Consider the following 17,061-nt stretch of genomic DNA (forward strand, 5'->3'; position numbering starts at 1 on the left):
CTTTTTTTCGCTTCGGCTAGGAAAAATTACCGGTCCGGGCGCATGAGCAGGCGGGCGCGACCGGGGCGTCGCGTTATTTAACTCAGGCACGTCCCTTGCTGCGGCCCGCAAGCGGGGCCAGATGGGTTAACCTTTGAAAGTCCGTTGTAAGTTATTGAGACCATGCCAAATTTTTCCATGCGCGATTCCGAGAACCGCCACCGAAGCATCTACCTGCTTCCCAACGCATTCACCACCGCCGCCTTGTTCGCGGGGTTCTATGCCGTTGTGCAAGCCATGAACGACCGCTTCGAAGTCGCCGCCATCGCCATTTTCGTGGCCATGGTGCTGGACGGCATGGACGGACGGGTGGCTCGCCTGACCAACACGCAGTCCGCCTTCGGCGAGCAATATGACTCGCTGTCCGACATGACATCCTTCGGCGTGGCTCCCGCGCTGGTCATGTACGAATGGATCCTGAACGACCTGGGCCGCTGGGGCTGGCTGGCCGCGTTCGTCTATGTAGCTGGCGCCGCGCTGCGCCTGGCGCGCTTCAACACCAACATCGCCGTCGTGGACAAGCGCTACTTCCAGGGCCTGCCCAGCCCGGCCGCGGCCGCGCTGGTGGCGGGCTTCGTCTGGCTGGCCGTGGACAACAAGCTGCCCATCCATGACAGCCTGATGGCCTGGGTGGCGTTCACGCTCACCATGTACGCCGGCATCACCATGGTGTCGAACGCGCCGTTCTTCAGCGGCAAGAGCTTCGCACTGGGCCGCAGCGTGCCGTTCTGGGGCATCCTGCTGGTGGTGGCGGTATTCGTGTTCGTGTCCAGCGATCCCCCGGTCGTGCTGTTTGGCCTGTTCGTGCTGTACGGACTGTCGGGCTGGGTCATGTGGGGCTGGCGCTGGAACAAGGCCCGCCGCCTGCAGCAGGAACGCCGCAATCACTCGTCCTGATCGCCGCGCGATCCCGCAAAAAAAACCCGCCTGCCGGCGGGTTTTTTACTAAGGGGGCGGTTTAGCGCCACATGAACCTGTCGTCGTCGTACATGGGGTCGGGGCCGGGATGGAAGTGCGTCAGCTTGCTGCCGTCGCGGCTCATATAGACGTACATCAGCGAATTCCAGACGCTGTTTTCCTTGTAGCGGTAGGACCAGACGACTTCGCGCCGTTCTCCCAGGCCAACCTCGTCGATGCGGGCCGGCGGGCCGAATTCGCAGCGGACCCGCTCGGGACCCCAGTCGCCTGACTCCAGCACCTTGAAGTGCGCGTCCGTCAGCAGCGGCACCACGCGGTCCACCCGGCCGTCCGGGCCCACGTTGGCGCCCCAGGCGTACTGGCCCATGGGCTGCTGGGTCCAGATCACGCGGCGCCCGCCGTTTGCCTGCGGGCATTCGAAATTGGGCGTGCCGAACTGAGCCTGGACGTCGGCCAGCGGAGTGCCAGGCGCGACCTGGGCCATGTTGGCGCAAGCCGTCAGGCCTGCCAGCGCGAAGGAGGCCAGGGCCATTCGGGCTGCACTGTAATATTTTGTCATGTTTGCGCTCCTTCCAGGTGCCGCGGACTCGCTGTCAGCCTCCAACAGGAGGATAAGCCGCCGTTGGGGTAATTCTAGCGAATCAGCTATAATCATCGAGCTTTATCAAATGTATTGATTCTGCAAGATACTTTGCGCCGGCCGCAGGGGGCTTGGCAGATGCCCGGAACACGGCCGCTTTGGTCCCGTGCCCAGGTTCTGCCTGAGTCATCATTGGCAGCAGTGAGAAAGCGAATTCAGCCAGGTCTCGCGCAAATTTTTTCCAAACCACGTCAGGGCGCCTCGGCCCTGTCGCATGTCCGAAGAGGTCATCAATGTCTGTAGCTGACATCAAGAAATCCGATATCGTTGCGCAGTTCCAACGCGCTCAAGGCGATACCGGCTCCCCCGAAGTTCAGGTGGCTCTGCTCACCGCCCGTATCAACGAACTGACTGGTCACTTCAAAGAACACATGAAGGACCATCACTCGCGCCGCGGTCTGCTGCGTATGGTCAGCCGTCGCCGCAAGCTGCTCGACTATCTCAAGGGCCGCAATCCCGATTCGTACCGCGCACTGATCGAAAAACTCGGTCTGCGCAAGTGATCGACGGGGCTGGCTCCCCATGACGCAACCGTGGTCGGTGCGACGTATGTCGCGACGGCCACGGTTTTTCATTTGTAAGGAATAATCGTCATGTTCAATAAAGTGACAAAATCGTTCCAGTACGGCCAGCACACGGTCGTCCTGGAAACTGGCGAAATCGCTCGCCAGGCCTCCGGCGCCGTTGTGGTGTCGATCGAGGACACCGTCGTCCTGGCCACTGTCGTGGCTTCCAAGAAGGCCAAGCCGGGTCAGACGTTTTTCCCGCTGACCGTCGACTACATCGAGAAGACCTACGCCGCCGGCCGTATCCCGGGCGGGTTCTTCAAGCGCGAAGGCAAGCCGTCCGAAAAGGAAACGCTGACCTCCCGCCTGATCGACCGTCCCCTGCGTCCGCTGTTCCCCGAAGACTTCTACAACGAAGTCCAGGTGGTCATCCACACGCTGTCGGTCAATCCTGAGATCGATCCCGACATCGCCGCCATGATCGGCGCCTCGGCCGCGCTGGCCATCTCGGGCATCCCGTTCAACGGCCCCATCGGCGCCGCGCGCGTGGGCTACATCGACGGCCAATACGCCCTCAACCCGACCGCCTCGCAGCTGAAGTCCTCGAAGCTGGACCTGGTTGTCGCCGGTACGGAAAACGCCGTGCTGATGGTGGAATCGGAAGCCCAGCAGCTGTCCGAAGAAATCATGCTGGGCGGCGTGGTCTATGGCCACGAGCAAATGCAGGCCGTCATCAACGCCATTCACGAACTCGTGAAGGACGCTGGCAAGCCCGAATGGGATTGGCAAGCTCCGGCGAAGGACGAAGCCCTGATCGCCGCCGTGACCTCGGCTGCCCAGGAAGGCCTGAACGCCGCCTACCAGATCCGCGAAAAGCAAGCCCGCACCGCCAAGCTGCGCGAAGTGTCGGCCGACGTGTCGGCCAAGCTGGCCGCCGCCGCCGCTGAAAAGGGCGAGCCGCTGCCGGACGCCGTGACCGTCGACAACATCATGTTCTCGCTGGAATCGGCCATCGTCCGCGGTCAGATCCTTAACGGCGAACCGCGCATCGACGGCCGCGACACCCGCACCGTGCGTCCCATCAGCGTGCGTCTGGGCGTGCTGCCCCGCGCGCACGGCAGCGCGCTGTTCACCCGCGGTGAAACCCAGGCGCTGGTCGTGGCCACGCTGGGCACCAAGCAGGACGAACAGATCATCGACGCGCTCATGGGCGAATACCGCGACCGCTTCATGATGCACTACAACATGCCTCCGTTCGCCACCGGCGAAACGGGCCGCATCGGTGTGCCCAAGCGCCGCGAAATCGGCCACGGCCGCCTCGCCAAGCGCTCGCTGATCCCGCTGCTGCCGGCTCCCGAAGACTTCCAGTACACGATCCGCATCGTGTCGGAAATCACCGAATCCAACGGCTCCTCGTCGATGGCTTCGGTCTGCGGCGGCTCGCTGGCCATGATGGACGCCGGCGTGCCGGTCAAGGATCACGTGGCCGGCGTGGCCATGGGCCTGATCCTGGACGGCGGCAAGTTCGCCGTGCTGACGGACATCCTGGGCGACGAAGATCACCTGGGCGACATGGACTTCAAGGTTGCGGGCACCGAAAACGGCGTCACCGCACTGCAGATGGACATCAAGATCCAGGGCATCACCAAGGAAATCATGCAAGTGGCGCTGGCTCAGGCCCGCGAAGGCCGCCTGCACATCCTGGGCAAGATGAAGGATGCGCTGGACGGTTCGCGCGGCGAGCTGTCGGCTTTCGCGCCGCGCATGCTGACCATCAAGATCAACCCCGAGAAGATCCGCGACGTGATCGGCAAGGGCGGCGCCACCATCCGCGCGCTGACCGAAGAAACCGGCACGCAGATCGACATCTCCGACGACGGCACGATCGTGATCGCCAGCGTCGACGAAGCGCAGGCGAAGGAAGCCCAGCGCCGCATCGTCGAACTGACCGCCGACGTCGAAGTGGGCCAGATCTACGAAGGCTCGGTCCTGCGCCTGCTGGACTTCGGCGCCATCGTGCAAGTGCTGCCGGGCCGCGACGGCCTGCTGCACATCTCGGAAATCGCCAACTACCGCATCGCGAACATCAATGATGTTCTGAAGGTCGGCCAGCAAGTCCGCGTCAAGGTCATCGAGGCCGACGACAAGGGCCGCCTGCGCCTGTCCATCAAGGCGATTGGCGGCATCGAGCAGCAGCAAGCCGCTGCCCCCGAAGCTGCCCCCCAGTCGGAACCGCAGGCTGAATAAGCCGCAAGTTCCCGATTGAAAGAAACGGCGCCGGAAGGCGCCGTTTTTCTTGGTGCGCCCGGAACGGCGCTGATTCATCTTCTTGCTTGTTCGGCCGGCGGACGTCTCCCAACTTCGGCTACCTTCCTGTAAAGTCTTGCGCGAGAGCGGCGGCGCCCGATCGGACGGGTTGCCCTCAGCGCATAATCGAGGGGGCATACGGATGAGCAAGGCATGACGGCGTGGCCGATAACCGCTGGCGTCGCGGCGCTGCTGGCGGCGTTGCTGACCGGCTGCATGACGAGCCCCGGCCCTGGCCAGCGCGGCCCCAAGGGCGAAGAGATGTCCGCCGACCAGCTCGCGCAGACCGACTTCAACCGCACCGTCACCCTCGAGGTGCGCGACAACCTGGCCAGCCTGTATTCGCTGCTGGACAAGCTCTACCGCCGCAACCCCCGCGAATGGCGCAAGTCCGGCGTGCCGGACCAGGCCGCCGCGGTGAACCGGGTCAAGCATTCCATCGAAGTCCGCGTGCCGCCCGGCGACCTGGCCGGCCTGCGCGACATCCAGATCCTGGCCGTGTCGCTGGACCCCAACTATCCGGGCGACCGGGTAGGAGCATTCATCTACGGCCTGGCCGACACCATCATCGCGGCGCATAACGGCAAGACCCGCCTGTACGCCACCGACGCGCTGGACGGGCAGCGGGTCTACAATGCCGCACGGAATGTCGAGGCCGCCGCCTGGTTGCTGGCATCGCGCCGCAACAACCAGGGCGAGCTCTTGCTGCTGGCAAACGAAATGTCCCAGAACGCCACGAACCTCAGTTTTGAGCGCGAATTCGGCGCCATCATCGGCCGGCTCGATCTGATCGCCAACCTGCTCGGCGAAAATTCGAGACGCATCGGGATCAACTACGCGCAAGGCCTGCTGCTGTTCAATTTCCTGCCCGTGCGCTAACAGGATTTTCCATCGTGATCGATATCGCCTCCATTCAGACCGCCCGCGAAAATCTGCGCGGCCAGGTGCTGAAGACCCCGTTTACCCTGTCCCGCACGCTGTCCGACATCTTCGGCGCCGAGATCTGGCTGAAGTTCGAGAACCTGCAGTTCACCGCGTCCTTCAAGGAACGCGGCGCGCTGAACCGCATGCTGACGCTGTCGGACGAGGAGCGGGCGCTCGGCGTGATCGCGGTGTCGGCCGGCAACCACGCGCAGGGCGTGGCCTACCATGCGCAGCGCATGGGCGTGCCCGCCGTGATCGTGATGCCGCGCTTCACGCCCACGGTCAAGGTGGCCAATACCCGGCGCTTCGGCGCCGAGGTGGTGCTGGCCGGCGACACCTTCGATGACGCCAAGGCGCGGGGCTACGAACTGGCCAAGGAGCGCGGGCTGATCATGATCCACCCCTACGATGACGAAGCGGTCATCGCGGGGCAGGGCACCGTGGCGCTGGAAATGCTGGAAGACCAGCCGCAGCTGGACACGCTGGTCATCGCCATCGGCGGCGGCGGGCTGATCTCGGGCATCTCCACGGCGGCCAAGGCGCTCAAGCCCGGCATCGAGATCGTGGGCGTGCAAACCGAACGCTTCCCGGCGATGTACGCCGCGGTCAAGGGCGTTTCGATGCCGCAGGGCCTGTACACCATCGCCGAAGGCATCGCCGTCAAATCGCCCGGCGAACTCACGCTGCCCATCGTGGACAAGCTGGTCGACCGCATCGAGCTGGTCAGCGAGGCCGATATCGAGCACGCGATCGTGGTGCTGCTGGAAATCGAGAAAAGCGTGGTCGAAGGCGCGGGCGCGGCTGGCCTGGCCGCGCTGCTGCGCGCGCAGGAAGAAGGCAGCGACCGCTACAAGGGCAAGCGCATCGGCCTGGTGCTGACAGGCGGCAACATCGATCCGCTCATGCTGGGCGAGCTGATCGAGCGGGGCATGGTGCGCGCCGGACGCCTGGCCCGCATCCGGGTCGACCTGCGCGACCTCCCGGGCGCGCTGGCCCATGCCACCAAGCTCATCGCCGACGCGCAGGCCAACATCACCGAAGTGCATCACCAGCGCGCGTTCACCTCGTTGCCGGTGCGCAATGTCGAGGTGGACTTCGTGCTTCAGACCCGCGGTCCGGAGCACATCCAGGAAGTGATTGACATCCTGAACGCGGCGGGCTTCGCCGCCAGCAACCACGACCACTGAGCACGTTCGCCAAGAAAGGCGGTTGGGCCGGCGCCGCGGACAGCGCCGCGCTCGGCGCCGTCGCGCGCCTGCCTAAAAAAAATGAACCAAGTCGTATCGGGAAGAGCGGCCATCAACAAGCGATGGAACTTTTCCTGAATCGGACGCGACCCGCGCCACGCCGGGGGCGGCGTCGGTTCCTGGCGGCCCGCAGGGCCGGATTTGCGCGCCTGCGCGTGCATTTCGTCCAAAAAAACGCCTAGGGATATCCCCAGGGACGTCATGGTTCATACTGATATCAAGTATGTCGTGGCACGATATACCATCCGAATCTCATCGTTTGCGCGCCACGCGGCAGGGCTTGGCGGGCAAGAAAAGAATGTGCGCGAGGCGCTGTATTCACGGCCGGCGCGCCAGAACAGGAGATAGCGGGTTGATAGTAGATAAACAGGGCTTTTGGTCCGGCGCAATGTTCATCGCCTTGGGCGGCGGCTTCGCCGTGCAAGCCACCGAGTACAGCATGGGAAGCGCGTCCCGGATGGGGCCGGGCTACTTCCCATTCTGGCTGGGCATCGTGCTGGCGGTAATGGGGGCGGTGGTATTGCTGAGCGCGATGTCCAAGCGCGCCGAGACAACAACGGTAAGCCGCTACGACTTCCGCATCCTCTTGCTCGTGATCGGTTCAGTGGTGTTCTACGGGTTCGCGCTGCGATTCCTGGGGCTGTACATCTCGGTGTTCCTGCTGGTCGTGTTGAGCAGCGTCGCCAGCCACGAATTCAACTGGAAGGTCGCCGCCGCCAATGGCCTGTTCCTGGTGGCGTTCTCCTACGTCGCGTTCATTCGCGGCCTGGGGCTGATTTTTCCGCTGTGGCCCGCCGTGCTGAGCAACTAGGAGACTGGGAATGGAACTGCTACAAAACCTGATGCTGGGATTCTCGGTGGCCTTCACGCCGGAGAACCTTACCTACGCGTTTCTTGGATGCCTGCTGGGTACGCTAGTCGGCGTGCTTCCCGGGCTGGGTCCGGTGCCCACCATTGCGATGCTGCTGCCCATCACGTATGTGCTGCCGCCGACCGCGGGGCTGATCATGCTGGCCGGCATTTACTACGGCACGCAGTACGGCGGGTCGACCACGGCCATCCTGGTGAACCTGCCGGGCGAGACCTCGGCGGTGGTGACAGTGCTGGACGGCCACCAGATGGCGCGCAATGGCCGCGCCGGCGCGGCGCTGTCCCTTGCCGCCATCGGATCGTTCTTCGCCGGCAGCGTGGCGACCGTGCTGATTGCCGCGTTCGCGCCGCCCCTGGCTGAAGTGGCTTTCGCGTTTGGACCGGCGGAGTACTTTTCGCTGATGGCGCTGGGCTTGATCGGCGCGGTGGTGCTCGCTTCGGGTTCGCTGCCGAAGGCCATCTGCATGATCTTGCTTGGCCTGCTCCTGGGGATGGTGGGCACCGACGTCAACTCAGGGGTCGCCCGCTACGATTTCAGTATTCCGGAGCTGCAGGACGGCATCGATTTCGCCATTGTGGCCATGGGCGTATTTGGCCTGTCGGAGATCATGAGCAACCTGGAACTGAAAGAGAACCGGGTGGAAATCACCGACAAGGTGGGCTCGCTCTATCCCAGCCGGCAGGAGTTCCGCGAAGCCGCGCCAGCCATCTTGCGGGGCACCGCGCTGGGTTCGGCCTTGGGCATTCTCCCCGGCGGCGGTTCGGTGCTGTCGGCGTTCGCGTCATACACGCTGGAAAAGAAGCTGTCGAAACAGCCGGAGCGCTTTGGCAAGGGCCATCCGGCGGGGCTGGCGGGACCTGAATCGGCCAACAACGCCGGCGCGCAGACCTCCTTCATTCCGCTGCTGACGCTTGGGATTCCCGGTAATGCGGTGATGGCGCTGATGGTGGGCGCCATGACGATTCACAACATCCAGCCGGGTCCGCAAGTGATGTCCAGCCACCCCGAACTCTTCTGGGGCCTGATCGCGTCCATGTGGATCGGGAATCTGATGCTGGTCATTCTCAACCTCCCGCTGATCGGCATCTGGGTGAAGCTGCTGCGAGTGCCGTACAGGATGCTGTATCCCGCGATTCTGGTGTTCTGCACCATCGGGGTGTATTCGCTGAACTACAACGTGTTCGACATCTTCATGTTCGCCGTATTCGGCATCGTCGGCTACGTGTGGAGCAAGCTGGGCTGCGAGGGTGCGCCGCTGCTGCTCGGCCTGGTCCTGGGCCCGATGATGGAAGAGAACTTCCGCCGGGCGCTGCTGCTGTCGCGAGGCGAGTTCACCACGTTTGTCACGCGCCCGCTGTCGGCGACGCTGCTGGCGCTTGCCACCATTCTGCTGGTGCTGGTGATGCTGCCGTCCCTGCGCAAGAAGCGCGAAGAGGCTTTTGTCGAGGTCGACTGACCAGGCAAATCAGGTTGGCTCCGGGCCTGGTGCGGCGCAAGCTGCCCAGGCCCCTTTTTTTGGGGGTAGGCGGCAGCCGGCAAGCCGGCGCGGATGGCGCCTCAGGCGGCGTCGCGCGCCACCAGGCTTTTCAGGCCGTACAGGCGTTCGCGGTGCAAGGTCGTGGCAAGCGGCTCGGGCTCGCGGCCCAGTGCGATGTAATCGGCGGGGATCTGCGCGACGGCGTCGCGCACGCGGTCCGGGCTGGCCTGCCACCATTGCACCAGCATGCGGTCGGGATTGTAGACATCCAGGCCCTGGCGCCGCAGTTCCGAGCGGTTGAAGTCCTTCAGGTTCCACGTCAGCACCTGCACCGTGGGCGTCTGCGGCAGGCCGCAGCGTGCGCGCCTCGCCAGGCCGGCCGCGATCACGTGAAAGTCCTTGGGATCGCTGTAGCGCAGCGAGGCCTCGTAGACCTGCGTGTCGGCTTCGTTGGCGCCCGGAAACCGCGCATTCATGTCGGTCCAGAACTCGGCCAGCACTTCGGGCGGGATGTCCCAGATGCGCGATGCGTTGCGGCGCCATTCCTCGCCAATGCGTTCGGTCCAGACGGGCAGGAATACGCCCGCGTCGGCCAGCCGCAAGAGCAGGCGCCGCAGGATGCCGGACATGAGGACGCAGGCGTCAAGGACGATGAAGGGCGGGTCGGAGGGCTTGGAGGTCAAGATAGGGCGTATCACCGGCTGGAGCGGGCGGCGTGCGCGGGGCGGCGCACGGATCCGGGCCGCGGCAGCGGGTTGGAGAATGAAGGGCGAGGCAGAAGAATAATGGTTTTTTCGATGGCCTGTTGGCTCGCGGGCGCCGGCCTCAGCCGAGTTCGGCCCGCAGCGCGAGGCAGTGGCGCACCAGATTCGGCCGGGTCAGCAGGTGCTGCTTGAGCGGCGTGTCGATGGCGTAGTGATAGATATTGGCCACAAAGCCATAGATGCCGGCATCCACGCTGCCGGGATTAGGGCCGAACATGAAATCGCTTCTGCCCAGCAGACTGGCGACCACGTCCAGATCCGCGATGCCGCGCGCATAGGCCTCCTCGGGCGCGTAGCGGCCGATGCCCTGATAGTGGTAGCGCTGGAAGTTGTATTGCCGGGCGGCTTCCAGCTGCGCGGGCGTCACGTCCGGGTGGGTGTCCAGCAACGTCTTGCGGAAGGTCGGCCAATAGCGGTCGTCGCGCCAGCGCGAGTAGGACATGACCCAATATAGATCGTCCAGGGTGCGCCGCAGCATCAGGTCCTGGCACTGCTGCGCCGGGTCCAGCGAGGCGTCGATGGTCAGGTCGTATTGGCGCTTGAGGTAGACGATGATGGCGTCGCTGTCGCCGATCGCCACGCCATTGTCGACGAGGTAGGGCAGTTGCCCCCGGGGGGCCGCGCTGACGTCGATGCCGTGCTCCTGGTCGAACGGCAGGCGGCACAGCTTCAGGAACGCGTAGATCTTCAGGCCGTAAGGATTGTTGTCTTCCAGGCCATAGAGGCCGGGGTAGGAATGGAGGGTGATCATGGCGCGCTCCCTGGTGGCCGGATCAGATTAAATCCGAGGGAGCGCTTTGCGTATTTTTTTTCCGCTGCCGGATCAACCCCGGGCCTGAAGGCCGGGCAGGGCAACGTCGTCTTCGTCGTCCTGCATGGGAGCCGGAGCCAGGTCCATCGGACGCTTTCCGTCCAGCACGGCGTGCGCCTGTTCCCGGTCGACGTCGCCGTTCCACACGCCCACAGCCACCGTCGCCACGCAGTTGCCGATCAGGTTGCCCAGCGCGCGCGCGATGCCCATGAACCAGTCGACCGACAACACCAGAACCAGCCCGATCGCGGGAATGGCGGGTATCGCCTGCAGCGTGGCGGCCAGGATGACAATCGCCGAACCGGGCACGCCGTGCGCGCCCTTGGAGGTGATCAGCGCGATCGCCAGAATGGTCATCAGGTCGACCATCGAGACCGGGGTGTTGGTGGCCTGGGCGATGAACACCGCGGCCAGCGTGATGTAGATGGAAAACGCGTCCAGGTTGAAGGAATAGCCCGTGGGAATCACCAGCCCGACGGTGGAGTCCCGTACGCCCAGGTGGCGCAGCTTGGCGATGACTTGCGGCAGCACGCTGTCCGACGAAGTCGTGGCGAACACCACCGCCAGCTCTTCGCGCAGGTAGCGCAGCAGCTTGAGCAGGCTGAATCCGCACAGGCGCATCACCAGGCCCAGCACGCCAAACACAAAGACCGCCACCGACGCATAGAACACCAGCACCAGCATGCCCAATTGCTTGAGCGAGCTGACGCCGTATTCCCCGACGGTGAACGCCACCGCGCCCAGCACGCCCAGCGGAGCCAGCCGGATGATCAGGCCCATGATCTTGAACATGACCTGGGAGGTGGCGTCGATCAGGCGGACTACCGGTTTGCCGCGGTCGCCCAGCTGGGACAGCGCGCAGCCGAACAGCACCGCGAACAGCAGCACCTGCAGCACGTCGCCGGTGGCGAACGGGCTGACCGCCGTGTTGGGGATGAGCTTCATCAGGAATTCCACCGTGCCGCCGCTGGTGAGCTTGTCGGCGTTGGACACATAGGCGCTCATGGCGGAGGCGTCCAGCGTGCTGGTGTCGATATTCATGCCCGCGCCGGGCTTGAACACCAGCGCCACCGCCAGGCCCAGCACCAGTGCCAGCGTGGTCAGCACCTCGAAGTAGATCAGCGCCTTGACGCCCACCTTGCCCACGCGCTTCAGGTCGCCCGCGCCGGCAATGCCATGGACTACCACGCAGAACACCAGCACCGGGATGATCATCTTGATCAGCTTGATGAACCCGTCGCCCAGCGGCTTCAGCTTGGGCGCGATGTCCGGCACGGCCAATCCCAGTATCACTCCCAGGGCCAGGGCGATAACGACCTGATCGAACAACGATGTCGCAAAGCGGCGCATGAGCATGTCCCTACGGTGTGCCTGTGTCGGCAATGGACTCGCGCCGGTCGGAAAGCTTGCCGGGCGGGCCGCAGACGGGGTTAATGTTGAATACTTAAGTTGTATACAAATGATGAGTACGGTAAACCGGAAGCAGGCGTATGGCTGCTGGGGCATACCCTTACGATTCAAACCGGATTAAGGGCCGCGGCGGCGGCCTGCGCAAATATCAGACTGATACTGGACGCAGACAGGCGGGCTCAGCCGTTCACCGCCCCGCGAGAGCCGCTCGATATCAAACTGGCTCCGCAAGCGGTTTTCATCCCCTCCAGTGCGACAGGCGTGCCGTCCACGCTGTAGTGGTCGCTTCCTTCGACGATCGGGAATACCCCTTTGCATTTGGGACAAGCGACCATATGCCCCAAGCCGGAGATGGGTTTGCCGTTCAGGTTTGTCTGGCCGAACCCATTCAGAACAGTGCCGCCGTGGTTGGTGGCGTCGCCTACGCGGATTATCTCTTTCATGCCATTCCTGTTGTCTGAATTGCTTGTGTTTCGATAAAAGCGGGATTGATTGCCGAGCCGTTCGCGTTGTTGCGCCTTGCATAAATCGTGGATTGGGGCCAGCCGCTGCTGGACGTCTGCGGCATCTACCTCACCCCAAACGGGTTGAACCGTGGTTTATCCCCCGGTGTGGGCGAGCTCACGGTAATCAGCGTGGCTTGATCGCCGCGGCGTAGCGGCGCCACCACGCTGGCATCCGCGTTGAGGTAGCTCGCCATCGTCGCCAAGGCGATGCCGACGAAGGGCGAGGCCGCGCCTGTATCGCCCAAGCGCTGGGTGAGGTTGTAGCTTTGGCTCGACGCCAGCAGATCGACGGAGCTACCTGTTGCCCGCAAGGATGGCGTCCATTCAGCCAGGGCCGTGTTGTCCGGCTTGCCGTTGTCGTAGAACACCCGCGCAGGTGGCGCGGGCAGGCCTAGGGTTGCCTGGCGCCACGCGGCGGCCTGGGCCGCGGTCAGCGCATCATTCTTCAAGCGCTTGCCCGCGGAGTCTTGCAGCGACACCGTGACAGGGCGATGGAGTTTGGCGAGTACGGGTAGGGCGTCCCATTGTTCGAAGGCGCGCTCCGTCCACGGCTGGGGAATGAAAGGGGATGGCACGAATGGGACCTTGGGGCTGCGCATGCCCCAGCCGGTAAATTCGGGATTAATGGGGTTCTTGTTGGGTTTGGTGTATCGCGCGTATTCGCGCAGCCAGTTCACGCGTTCAGGGCGGGCGACGACCATGGCGACCATGGCGTCGGTGAGTTCGCCGGGCTGACGGGGACCGGTGCCGACACCTACCGGCTTTTTGTCCTTGGTGGTCAAGGCTCCAGCCATATTGAAGCCGTCCACGCTGTAGACCAAAATCGCTGGCAAATCTGGATTCTGTTCAAAGAGCTCAAATAAGTTCTCGACCAAATCTTCCGGGGTATCGTTGCAAATGATGCCGTCCGCTAGCTGGTGAATGTGATGCCAGTGCAGGCCAGCCGGGCCGCGAAGGCGGTCAATCATGTCAGATAGCATATCCTCCGTCATCCGTGCAGGGACACGCAAGTTAGGAGTATGAGGATTCCAGCCACGTACTACCGTAATCGTGGGAATCGGCCATTTCTCCAGAAAATTGCGCAGGCCCAACTCCAGCGCATCGGCCATGCGCTTACTGAAGGCTGTATCTTTCGCACTTGCCGTCACGGGGTACCGCTTCGGATCTATGGGCAAGATGCTGTTGACATGCAGACCGTTCGGTTGAACGGAATTTTGCTGTTCAAGCGAATTCCATACTTGGCCCTGACGGTAGACATCCAAACTGAGGCCAATACTAAGTACATCCAGAGTATCCAGATGGGAGGACTCGGCAGGCGCGCGGAACCGGGGATCGGCAGGCATGGTGGCGGCCCCCTTGGCCAGAGAATGAGGCGAGGCCACAGATGCGGCATCCGGATTGTCAAAACAGCGTCCGGCGGCGAGGGGAGGAGCGGGCGCCGCCACAGTGGCAGCAGCGGCTAGGCAGAGCCCAAAGTTAAGTAGGCACAACGTCGCTGATCGCATCAGGGTGACTCCCATTCGTTTTTTTTGAGCGCCATTGCTCCGGCGTGGCGTCATCATTTGGGCTCGGGCAAGTCCACGCCCGGTCCGCTGGCGATAAAGTCATCGAGCGCGTTCTTGTCCCGGGCCACCTGCTCCGGGTCGATGTAGCGGGCGGGCGTGACGGCCGATTGCTTGGGCTGTTCGAGGCTGGCCAAGAACCGCGGATCGGGCCGGTCGCTGCTGGAGGTTTGCGGCATCAGCTTCACCCCGAACGGGTTGAACCGCGGCTTATTGCCCGGTGTGGGCGAGCTCACGGTAATCAGCGTAGCTTGATCGCTGCGGCGCAGCGGCGCCACCACACTGGCATCCGCGTTGAGATAGCTCGCCATCGTCGCCAAGGCGATGCCGACGAAGGGCGAGGCCGCGCCGGTGTCGCCCAGGCGCTGGGTGAGGTTGTAGCTTTGGTTCGACGCCAGCAGGTCAACGGAACTACCCGCTGCCTGCAAGGACGGCGTCCATTCGGCCAGGACGGTATTGTCCGGTTTGCCGTTGTCGTAGAACACCCGGGCAGGTTGTGTGGACAGGCCTTGCGTCGCTCGGCGCCACGCGGCGGACTGGGCCGCGGTCAGCGCATCATTCTTCAAGCGCTTGCCCGCGGAGTCTTGCAGCGACACCGTGACGGGGCGATGCAGTCTGGCGAGTACGGGAAGGGCATCCCATTGTTCGAAGGCGCGTGCTGTCCAAGGTTGCGGGATGAAGGGTGATGGCGTGAAAGGAACCTTGGGATTGCGCGCCCAACCGGTGAATTCGGGATTAATGGGGTTCTTGTTGGGTTTGGTGTATCGCGCATATTCGCGCAGCCAGTTCACGCGCTCGGGACGACCGACGACCATGGCTACCATGGCGTCGGTGAGCTCCCCGGGCTGACGGGGGCCGGTGCCAACGCCAACTGGTTTTTTGTCCTTGGTGGTCAATGCTCCAGCCATATTGAAACCATCAACGCTGTAGACCAAGACGGCCGGCAAGTCGGGATTCTGTTCGAAGAACTGAAATAAGCTCTCGATCAAACCTTCAGGGGTGCTGTTACAGATGATGCCATCCTGCAGTCTAAGAATTCGATGCCAATGCAGACCGGAATCACCCCGAAAGCCGTCGACCATACTCTCGAGCATCGTCTTCGTCATATCAGCAGGAACACGAAGATTAGGCGTCTCAGCGCTCCAGTCCCGTACCACCGTAATAGTCGGAATCGGCCATTTCTCCAAAAAATTGCGCAGTCCCAACTCCAGGGCATCGGCCATACGCTTACTAAAGGCCATATCTTTTGCATCGGCCGTGACGGGATATTGTTTCGGATCAGTGGGCAGAATGCTGCCAACATGCAAAGCACTTGACTGAACGTCATTTTGCTTTTGCAACGTCGCCCACGCCATTCCTTGGCGGTAGACATCCAAGCTCATGCCAACACTGAGCACATCCAAGGTATCCAAACGGGAGGACGCCGTGGGAGCTCTGTAACGGGCGTCAATTGACATGATGTCGGCCTCCTTGGCCAAGGTGTCGGGCGAATTAGGAACTATCGCGGTGGCGAAACAGCGTCCGGCATTCAGTGGAGTTTGTGCGCCGAAGACCGGCAGAGAAACTACTGCGAGGCCGGCAGTGAGCAAAAGCGATGTCAAGGAGGGAATCATGCGGGCTCCACGGAATTCAACGACGAGCTTGCGCGACGTTCGGCTCGAGTCTGGCTGACAATCAGAGCAGGCTTCTCCGCTTTCCTCACTTCTTTTGGAAGTACGCCTCCTCCCTGTGTGGTGGCATTGCCTTGATGATCGTATAGCACCGGCTCACTGCTACGATAAAGCGACGTTGCTATGATCAAATCGCGATTAGAGACCAGTTCTTTCTCGTAGATCGCCAATACCGTCTCGCTCGGTTCATTGGCCTCGCGCTCTGTTCTGTAGCTTCCAAATGTCCTCCGCCAATCCAACCTCCAATCCGCTACCCGACACAAATAAGCATAGAACTCAACGTCATCAACGCACCCGCCCGCCCCGACCGCCACGTCATAAGCCAGCACGCGCTGGCTATGCAGCGGATTAGCCGGAATCCCCGAGTGGAATGACAGAGGCTCCTGATCCTTGAGTTCTTGGTTCTGCAGACGCAGGCGAGCCTCATACGGCGTTTCTCCGCGCATGATCTGGACCACGCCGTCGCCGAGGTCCAAGGCGGAGAACACCTGGGCGTGATCTTCAGTGGGTTTCGCCTCGTTGTATGCCCGCGTCACATCGGCCAAGCTGTCGCCGTAGCGATAGGCGTCTTGCTCCGACATCATCGCGATGCGGGGGCGGCTGCTGTCGTTCGGTCTCCATCCTCCATTGGCCAGCGCAATCGAAGCATCGATGGGGTCGTACTGGGTCCTGACCTGGTAGACGCCGCTATTTGTCGCCTCAGGATCGGCCGGGGACGTTCCCTGGGTTACCACGCCCTCGTGGGCAAAGTTCACCTCGACGGGCAGCGGCAGCGGAGCACCGTGCAGCTGCACGCTTTGGCCGATCTTAAAATCACCGCGCGACACGCCTCTGCCGAACCAGCTCAGTCCCGTGTCGTCCCAGGTGTTTTCACCCGCCACACGCAGCGTGTAGCGATCAAGCAGCGGGCGAGCGCCTACTTTTTCCCGTTCTCCACCGCGCTTTCGCAACGTGAAGATGCGTTGACGAAAGCGTGAACTCAGTACGCTGCGCGCCGCCTGGCCATCGACCTCTTCGGCCACGCCCTCCCATCCTATGCCTTGCACGTTAGTTAGCCCGACCGTCTGATCCTGCGGCGTGAAGTACAGGAAGGTGCAGCCGCGATTGTCGCGTTCGTCGAAGGTCGCCTCGACGCCGTCGATGGTCGTCTTGCTGCCGCTGCCACCGGTCCAGCCCGCGCCGCCAATCGCGCCATAGCCTTTGCAGCCGCCAATGCTGACGCTGGGGAGGGCGGGCGTGCTCGTCGCCTGGGTCTCAATGAAATCGACAACGCCTTTGAGCGTCTCGATGCGGGCCTGGGTTGTCTGCTGGTCGCCAAACTGCTGCACGAGTTCCGCGACGGGCTCGTGCAGACTGTAGGGCGGGTTCAGCATTACCACGCAGTCGGCAGGACGAACGGGCTCATCTTC

At 63.0% G+C, this 17,061-nt stretch carries 15 protein-coding genes; 7 read left to right on the forward strand and 8 right to left on the reverse strand.

Translation table 11 applies throughout. From position 1 onward, the window contains the following. Positions 1 to 162: 162 nt before the first annotated feature. Entirely contained in the window at positions 163 to 936 is a 774-nt protein-coding gene (gene pssA / locus ACFWP0_RS19945) for a CDP-diacylglycerol--serine O-phosphatidyltransferase (RefSeq protein WP_377844915.1), read from the forward strand. Between the two features lie 61 nt (positions 937 to 997). Here the strand turns inward: pssA and ACFWP0_RS19950 are convergent, their stop codons facing one another. Beyond that, on the reverse strand, positions 998 to 1,516 hold the full coding sequence (locus ACFWP0_RS19950) for a hypothetical protein (protein WP_377844916.1): 519 nt from the start codon (positions 1,514 to 1,516) through the stop codon (positions 998 to 1,000). 314 nt (positions 1,517 to 1,830) lie between these two features. Here ACFWP0_RS19950 and rpsO point away from each other — a divergent pair, with 314 nt between their 5' ends. The 6 genes from rpsO to ACFWP0_RS19980 all read left to right on the forward strand — a co-directional run bounded on the left by rpsO (position 1,831) and on the right by ACFWP0_RS19980 (position 8,908). Next, a complete protein-coding gene (gene rpsO, locus ACFWP0_RS19955) occupies positions 1,831 to 2,100 on the forward strand; it encodes a 30S ribosomal protein S15 (protein ID WP_006223612.1) in 270 nt (89 codons plus the stop codon). Positions 2,101 to 2,190: 90 nt separating this feature from the next. Next, positions 2,191 to 4,350 carry a polyribonucleotide nucleotidyltransferase gene (pnp, locus tag ACFWP0_RS19960; RefSeq protein ID WP_377844917.1) on the forward strand — a complete coding sequence of 720 codons (2,160 nt, stop codon included), beginning with the start codon at positions 2,191 to 2,193 and terminating at the stop codon, positions 4,348 to 4,350. A gap of 213 nt (positions 4,351 to 4,563) precedes the next feature. After that, positions 4,564 to 5,289 (forward strand): hypothetical protein, encoded by a 726-nt coding sequence (locus tag ACFWP0_RS19965; protein WP_377844919.1) that lies wholly within the window; start codon positions 4,564 to 4,566, stop codon positions 5,287 to 5,289. A gap of 14 nt (positions 5,290 to 5,303) precedes the next feature. Continuing rightward, complete coding sequence (locus ACFWP0_RS19970) at positions 5,304 to 6,521, forward strand: threonine ammonia-lyase (protein WP_377844921.1); 1,218 nt, start codon at positions 5,304 to 5,306, stop codon at positions 6,519 to 6,521. Positions 6,522 to 6,969: 448 nt separating this feature from the next. Then, positions 6,970 to 7,392 (forward strand): tripartite tricarboxylate transporter TctB family protein, encoded by a 423-nt coding sequence (locus ACFWP0_RS19975; RefSeq protein WP_377844923.1) that lies wholly within the window; start codon positions 6,970 to 6,972, stop codon positions 7,390 to 7,392. A 10-nt stretch (positions 7,393 to 7,402) separates the two neighbouring features. After that, positions 7,403 to 8,908, forward strand: a complete 1,506-nt coding sequence (locus tag ACFWP0_RS19980; protein WP_377844925.1) for a tripartite tricarboxylate transporter permease — start codon at positions 7,403 to 7,405, stop codon at positions 8,906 to 8,908. 101 nt (positions 8,909 to 9,009) lie between these two features. On the opposite strand, the gene ACFWP0_RS19985 is transcribed toward ACFWP0_RS19980, so the two are convergent. The 7 genes from ACFWP0_RS19985 to ACFWP0_RS20015 all read right to left on the reverse strand — a co-directional run. Beyond that, positions 9,010 to 9,558, reverse strand: a complete 549-nt coding sequence (locus ACFWP0_RS19985) for a PIN domain-containing protein (protein WP_377844950.1) — start codon at positions 9,556 to 9,558, stop codon at positions 9,010 to 9,012. A gap of 196 nt (positions 9,559 to 9,754) precedes the next feature. Next, positions 9,755 to 10,444, reverse strand: a complete 690-nt coding sequence (locus ACFWP0_RS19990) for a glutathione S-transferase family protein (protein WP_377844927.1) — start codon at positions 10,442 to 10,444, stop codon at positions 9,755 to 9,757. 72 nt (positions 10,445 to 10,516) lie between these two features. Beyond that, on the reverse strand, positions 10,517 to 11,854 hold the full coding sequence (locus ACFWP0_RS19995; protein ID WP_377844929.1) for a C4-dicarboxylate transporter DctA: 1,338 nt from the start codon (positions 11,852 to 11,854) through the stop codon (positions 10,517 to 10,519). 239 nt (positions 11,855 to 12,093) lie between these two features. Then, on the reverse strand, positions 12,094 to 12,357 hold the full coding sequence (locus ACFWP0_RS20000; protein ID WP_377844931.1) for a PAAR domain-containing protein: 264 nt from the start codon (positions 12,355 to 12,357) through the stop codon (positions 12,094 to 12,096). A gap of 125 nt (positions 12,358 to 12,482) precedes the next feature. Then, positions 12,483 to 13,763 (reverse strand): DUF2875 family protein, encoded by a 1,281-nt coding sequence (locus ACFWP0_RS20005; RefSeq protein ID WP_377844933.1) that lies wholly within the window; start codon positions 13,761 to 13,763, stop codon positions 12,483 to 12,485. A gap of 215 nt (positions 13,764 to 13,978) precedes the next feature. Then, positions 13,979 to 15,595, reverse strand: coding sequence for a DUF2875 family protein (locus tag ACFWP0_RS20010; protein ID WP_377844935.1), 1,617 nt, complete (start codon positions 15,593 to 15,595; stop codon positions 13,979 to 13,981). After that, positions 15,592 to 17,061: DUF3274 domain-containing protein (locus ACFWP0_RS20015; protein ID WP_377844937.1), on the reverse strand; the 1,470-nt coding region annotated here is incomplete at its 5' end. The genes ACFWP0_RS20010 and ACFWP0_RS20015, both read right to left, overlap by 4 nt.

It is taken from the genome of Achromobacter sp. NPDC058515 (assembly GCF_042721735.1).
Taxonomy (GTDB): Bacteria; Pseudomonadota; Gammaproteobacteria; order Burkholderiales; family Burkholderiaceae_B; genus Achromobacter.

Excerpts from the sequence above, each read along its gene's own strand:
- ACFWP0_RS20000 (WP_377844931.1), bottom strand. The coding sequence starts at position 12,357 with ATGAAAGAGATAATCCGCGTAGGCGACGCCACCAACCACGGCGGCACT.
- ACFWP0_RS19995 (WP_377844929.1), bottom strand. The coding sequence starts at position 11,854 with ATGCGCCGCTTTGCGACATCGTTGTTCGATCAGGTCGTTATCGCCCTG.
- ACFWP0_RS20010 (WP_377844935.1), bottom strand. The coding sequence starts at position 15,595 with ATGATTCCCTCCTTGACATCGCTTTTGCTCACTGCCGGCCTCGCAGTA.
- ACFWP0_RS19985 (WP_377844950.1), bottom strand. The coding sequence starts at position 9,558 with ATGTCCGGCATCCTGCGGCGCCTGCTCTTGCGGCTGGCCGACGCGGGC.
- ACFWP0_RS19950 (WP_377844916.1), bottom strand. The coding sequence starts at position 1,516 with ATGACAAAATATTACAGTGCAGCCCGAATGGCCCTGGCCTCCTTCGCG.
- ACFWP0_RS19965 (WP_377844919.1), top strand. The coding sequence starts at position 4,564 with ATGACGGCGTGGCCGATAACCGCTGGCGTCGCGGCGCTGCTGGCGGCG.
- rpsO (WP_006223612.1), top strand. The coding sequence starts at position 1,831 with ATGTCTGTAGCTGACATCAAGAAATCCGATATCGTTGCGCAGTTCCAA.
- ACFWP0_RS19990 (WP_377844927.1), bottom strand. The coding sequence starts at position 10,444 with ATGATCACCCTCCATTCCTACCCCGGCCTCTATGGCCTGGAAGACAAC.
- pnp (WP_377844917.1), top strand. The coding sequence starts at position 2,191 with ATGTTCAATAAAGTGACAAAATCGTTCCAGTACGGCCAGCACACGGTC.
- ACFWP0_RS20005 (WP_377844933.1), bottom strand. The coding sequence starts at position 13,763 with ATGCCTGCCGATCCCCGGTTCCGCGCGCCTGCCGAGTCCTCCCATCTG.
- ACFWP0_RS19975 (WP_377844923.1), top strand. The coding sequence starts at position 6,970 with ATGTTCATCGCCTTGGGCGGCGGCTTCGCCGTGCAAGCCACCGAGTAC.
- pssA (WP_377844915.1), top strand. The coding sequence starts at position 163 with ATGCCAAATTTTTCCATGCGCGATTCCGAGAACCGCCACCGAAGCATC.
- ACFWP0_RS19980 (WP_377844925.1), top strand. The coding sequence starts at position 7,403 with ATGGAACTGCTACAAAACCTGATGCTGGGATTCTCGGTGGCCTTCACG.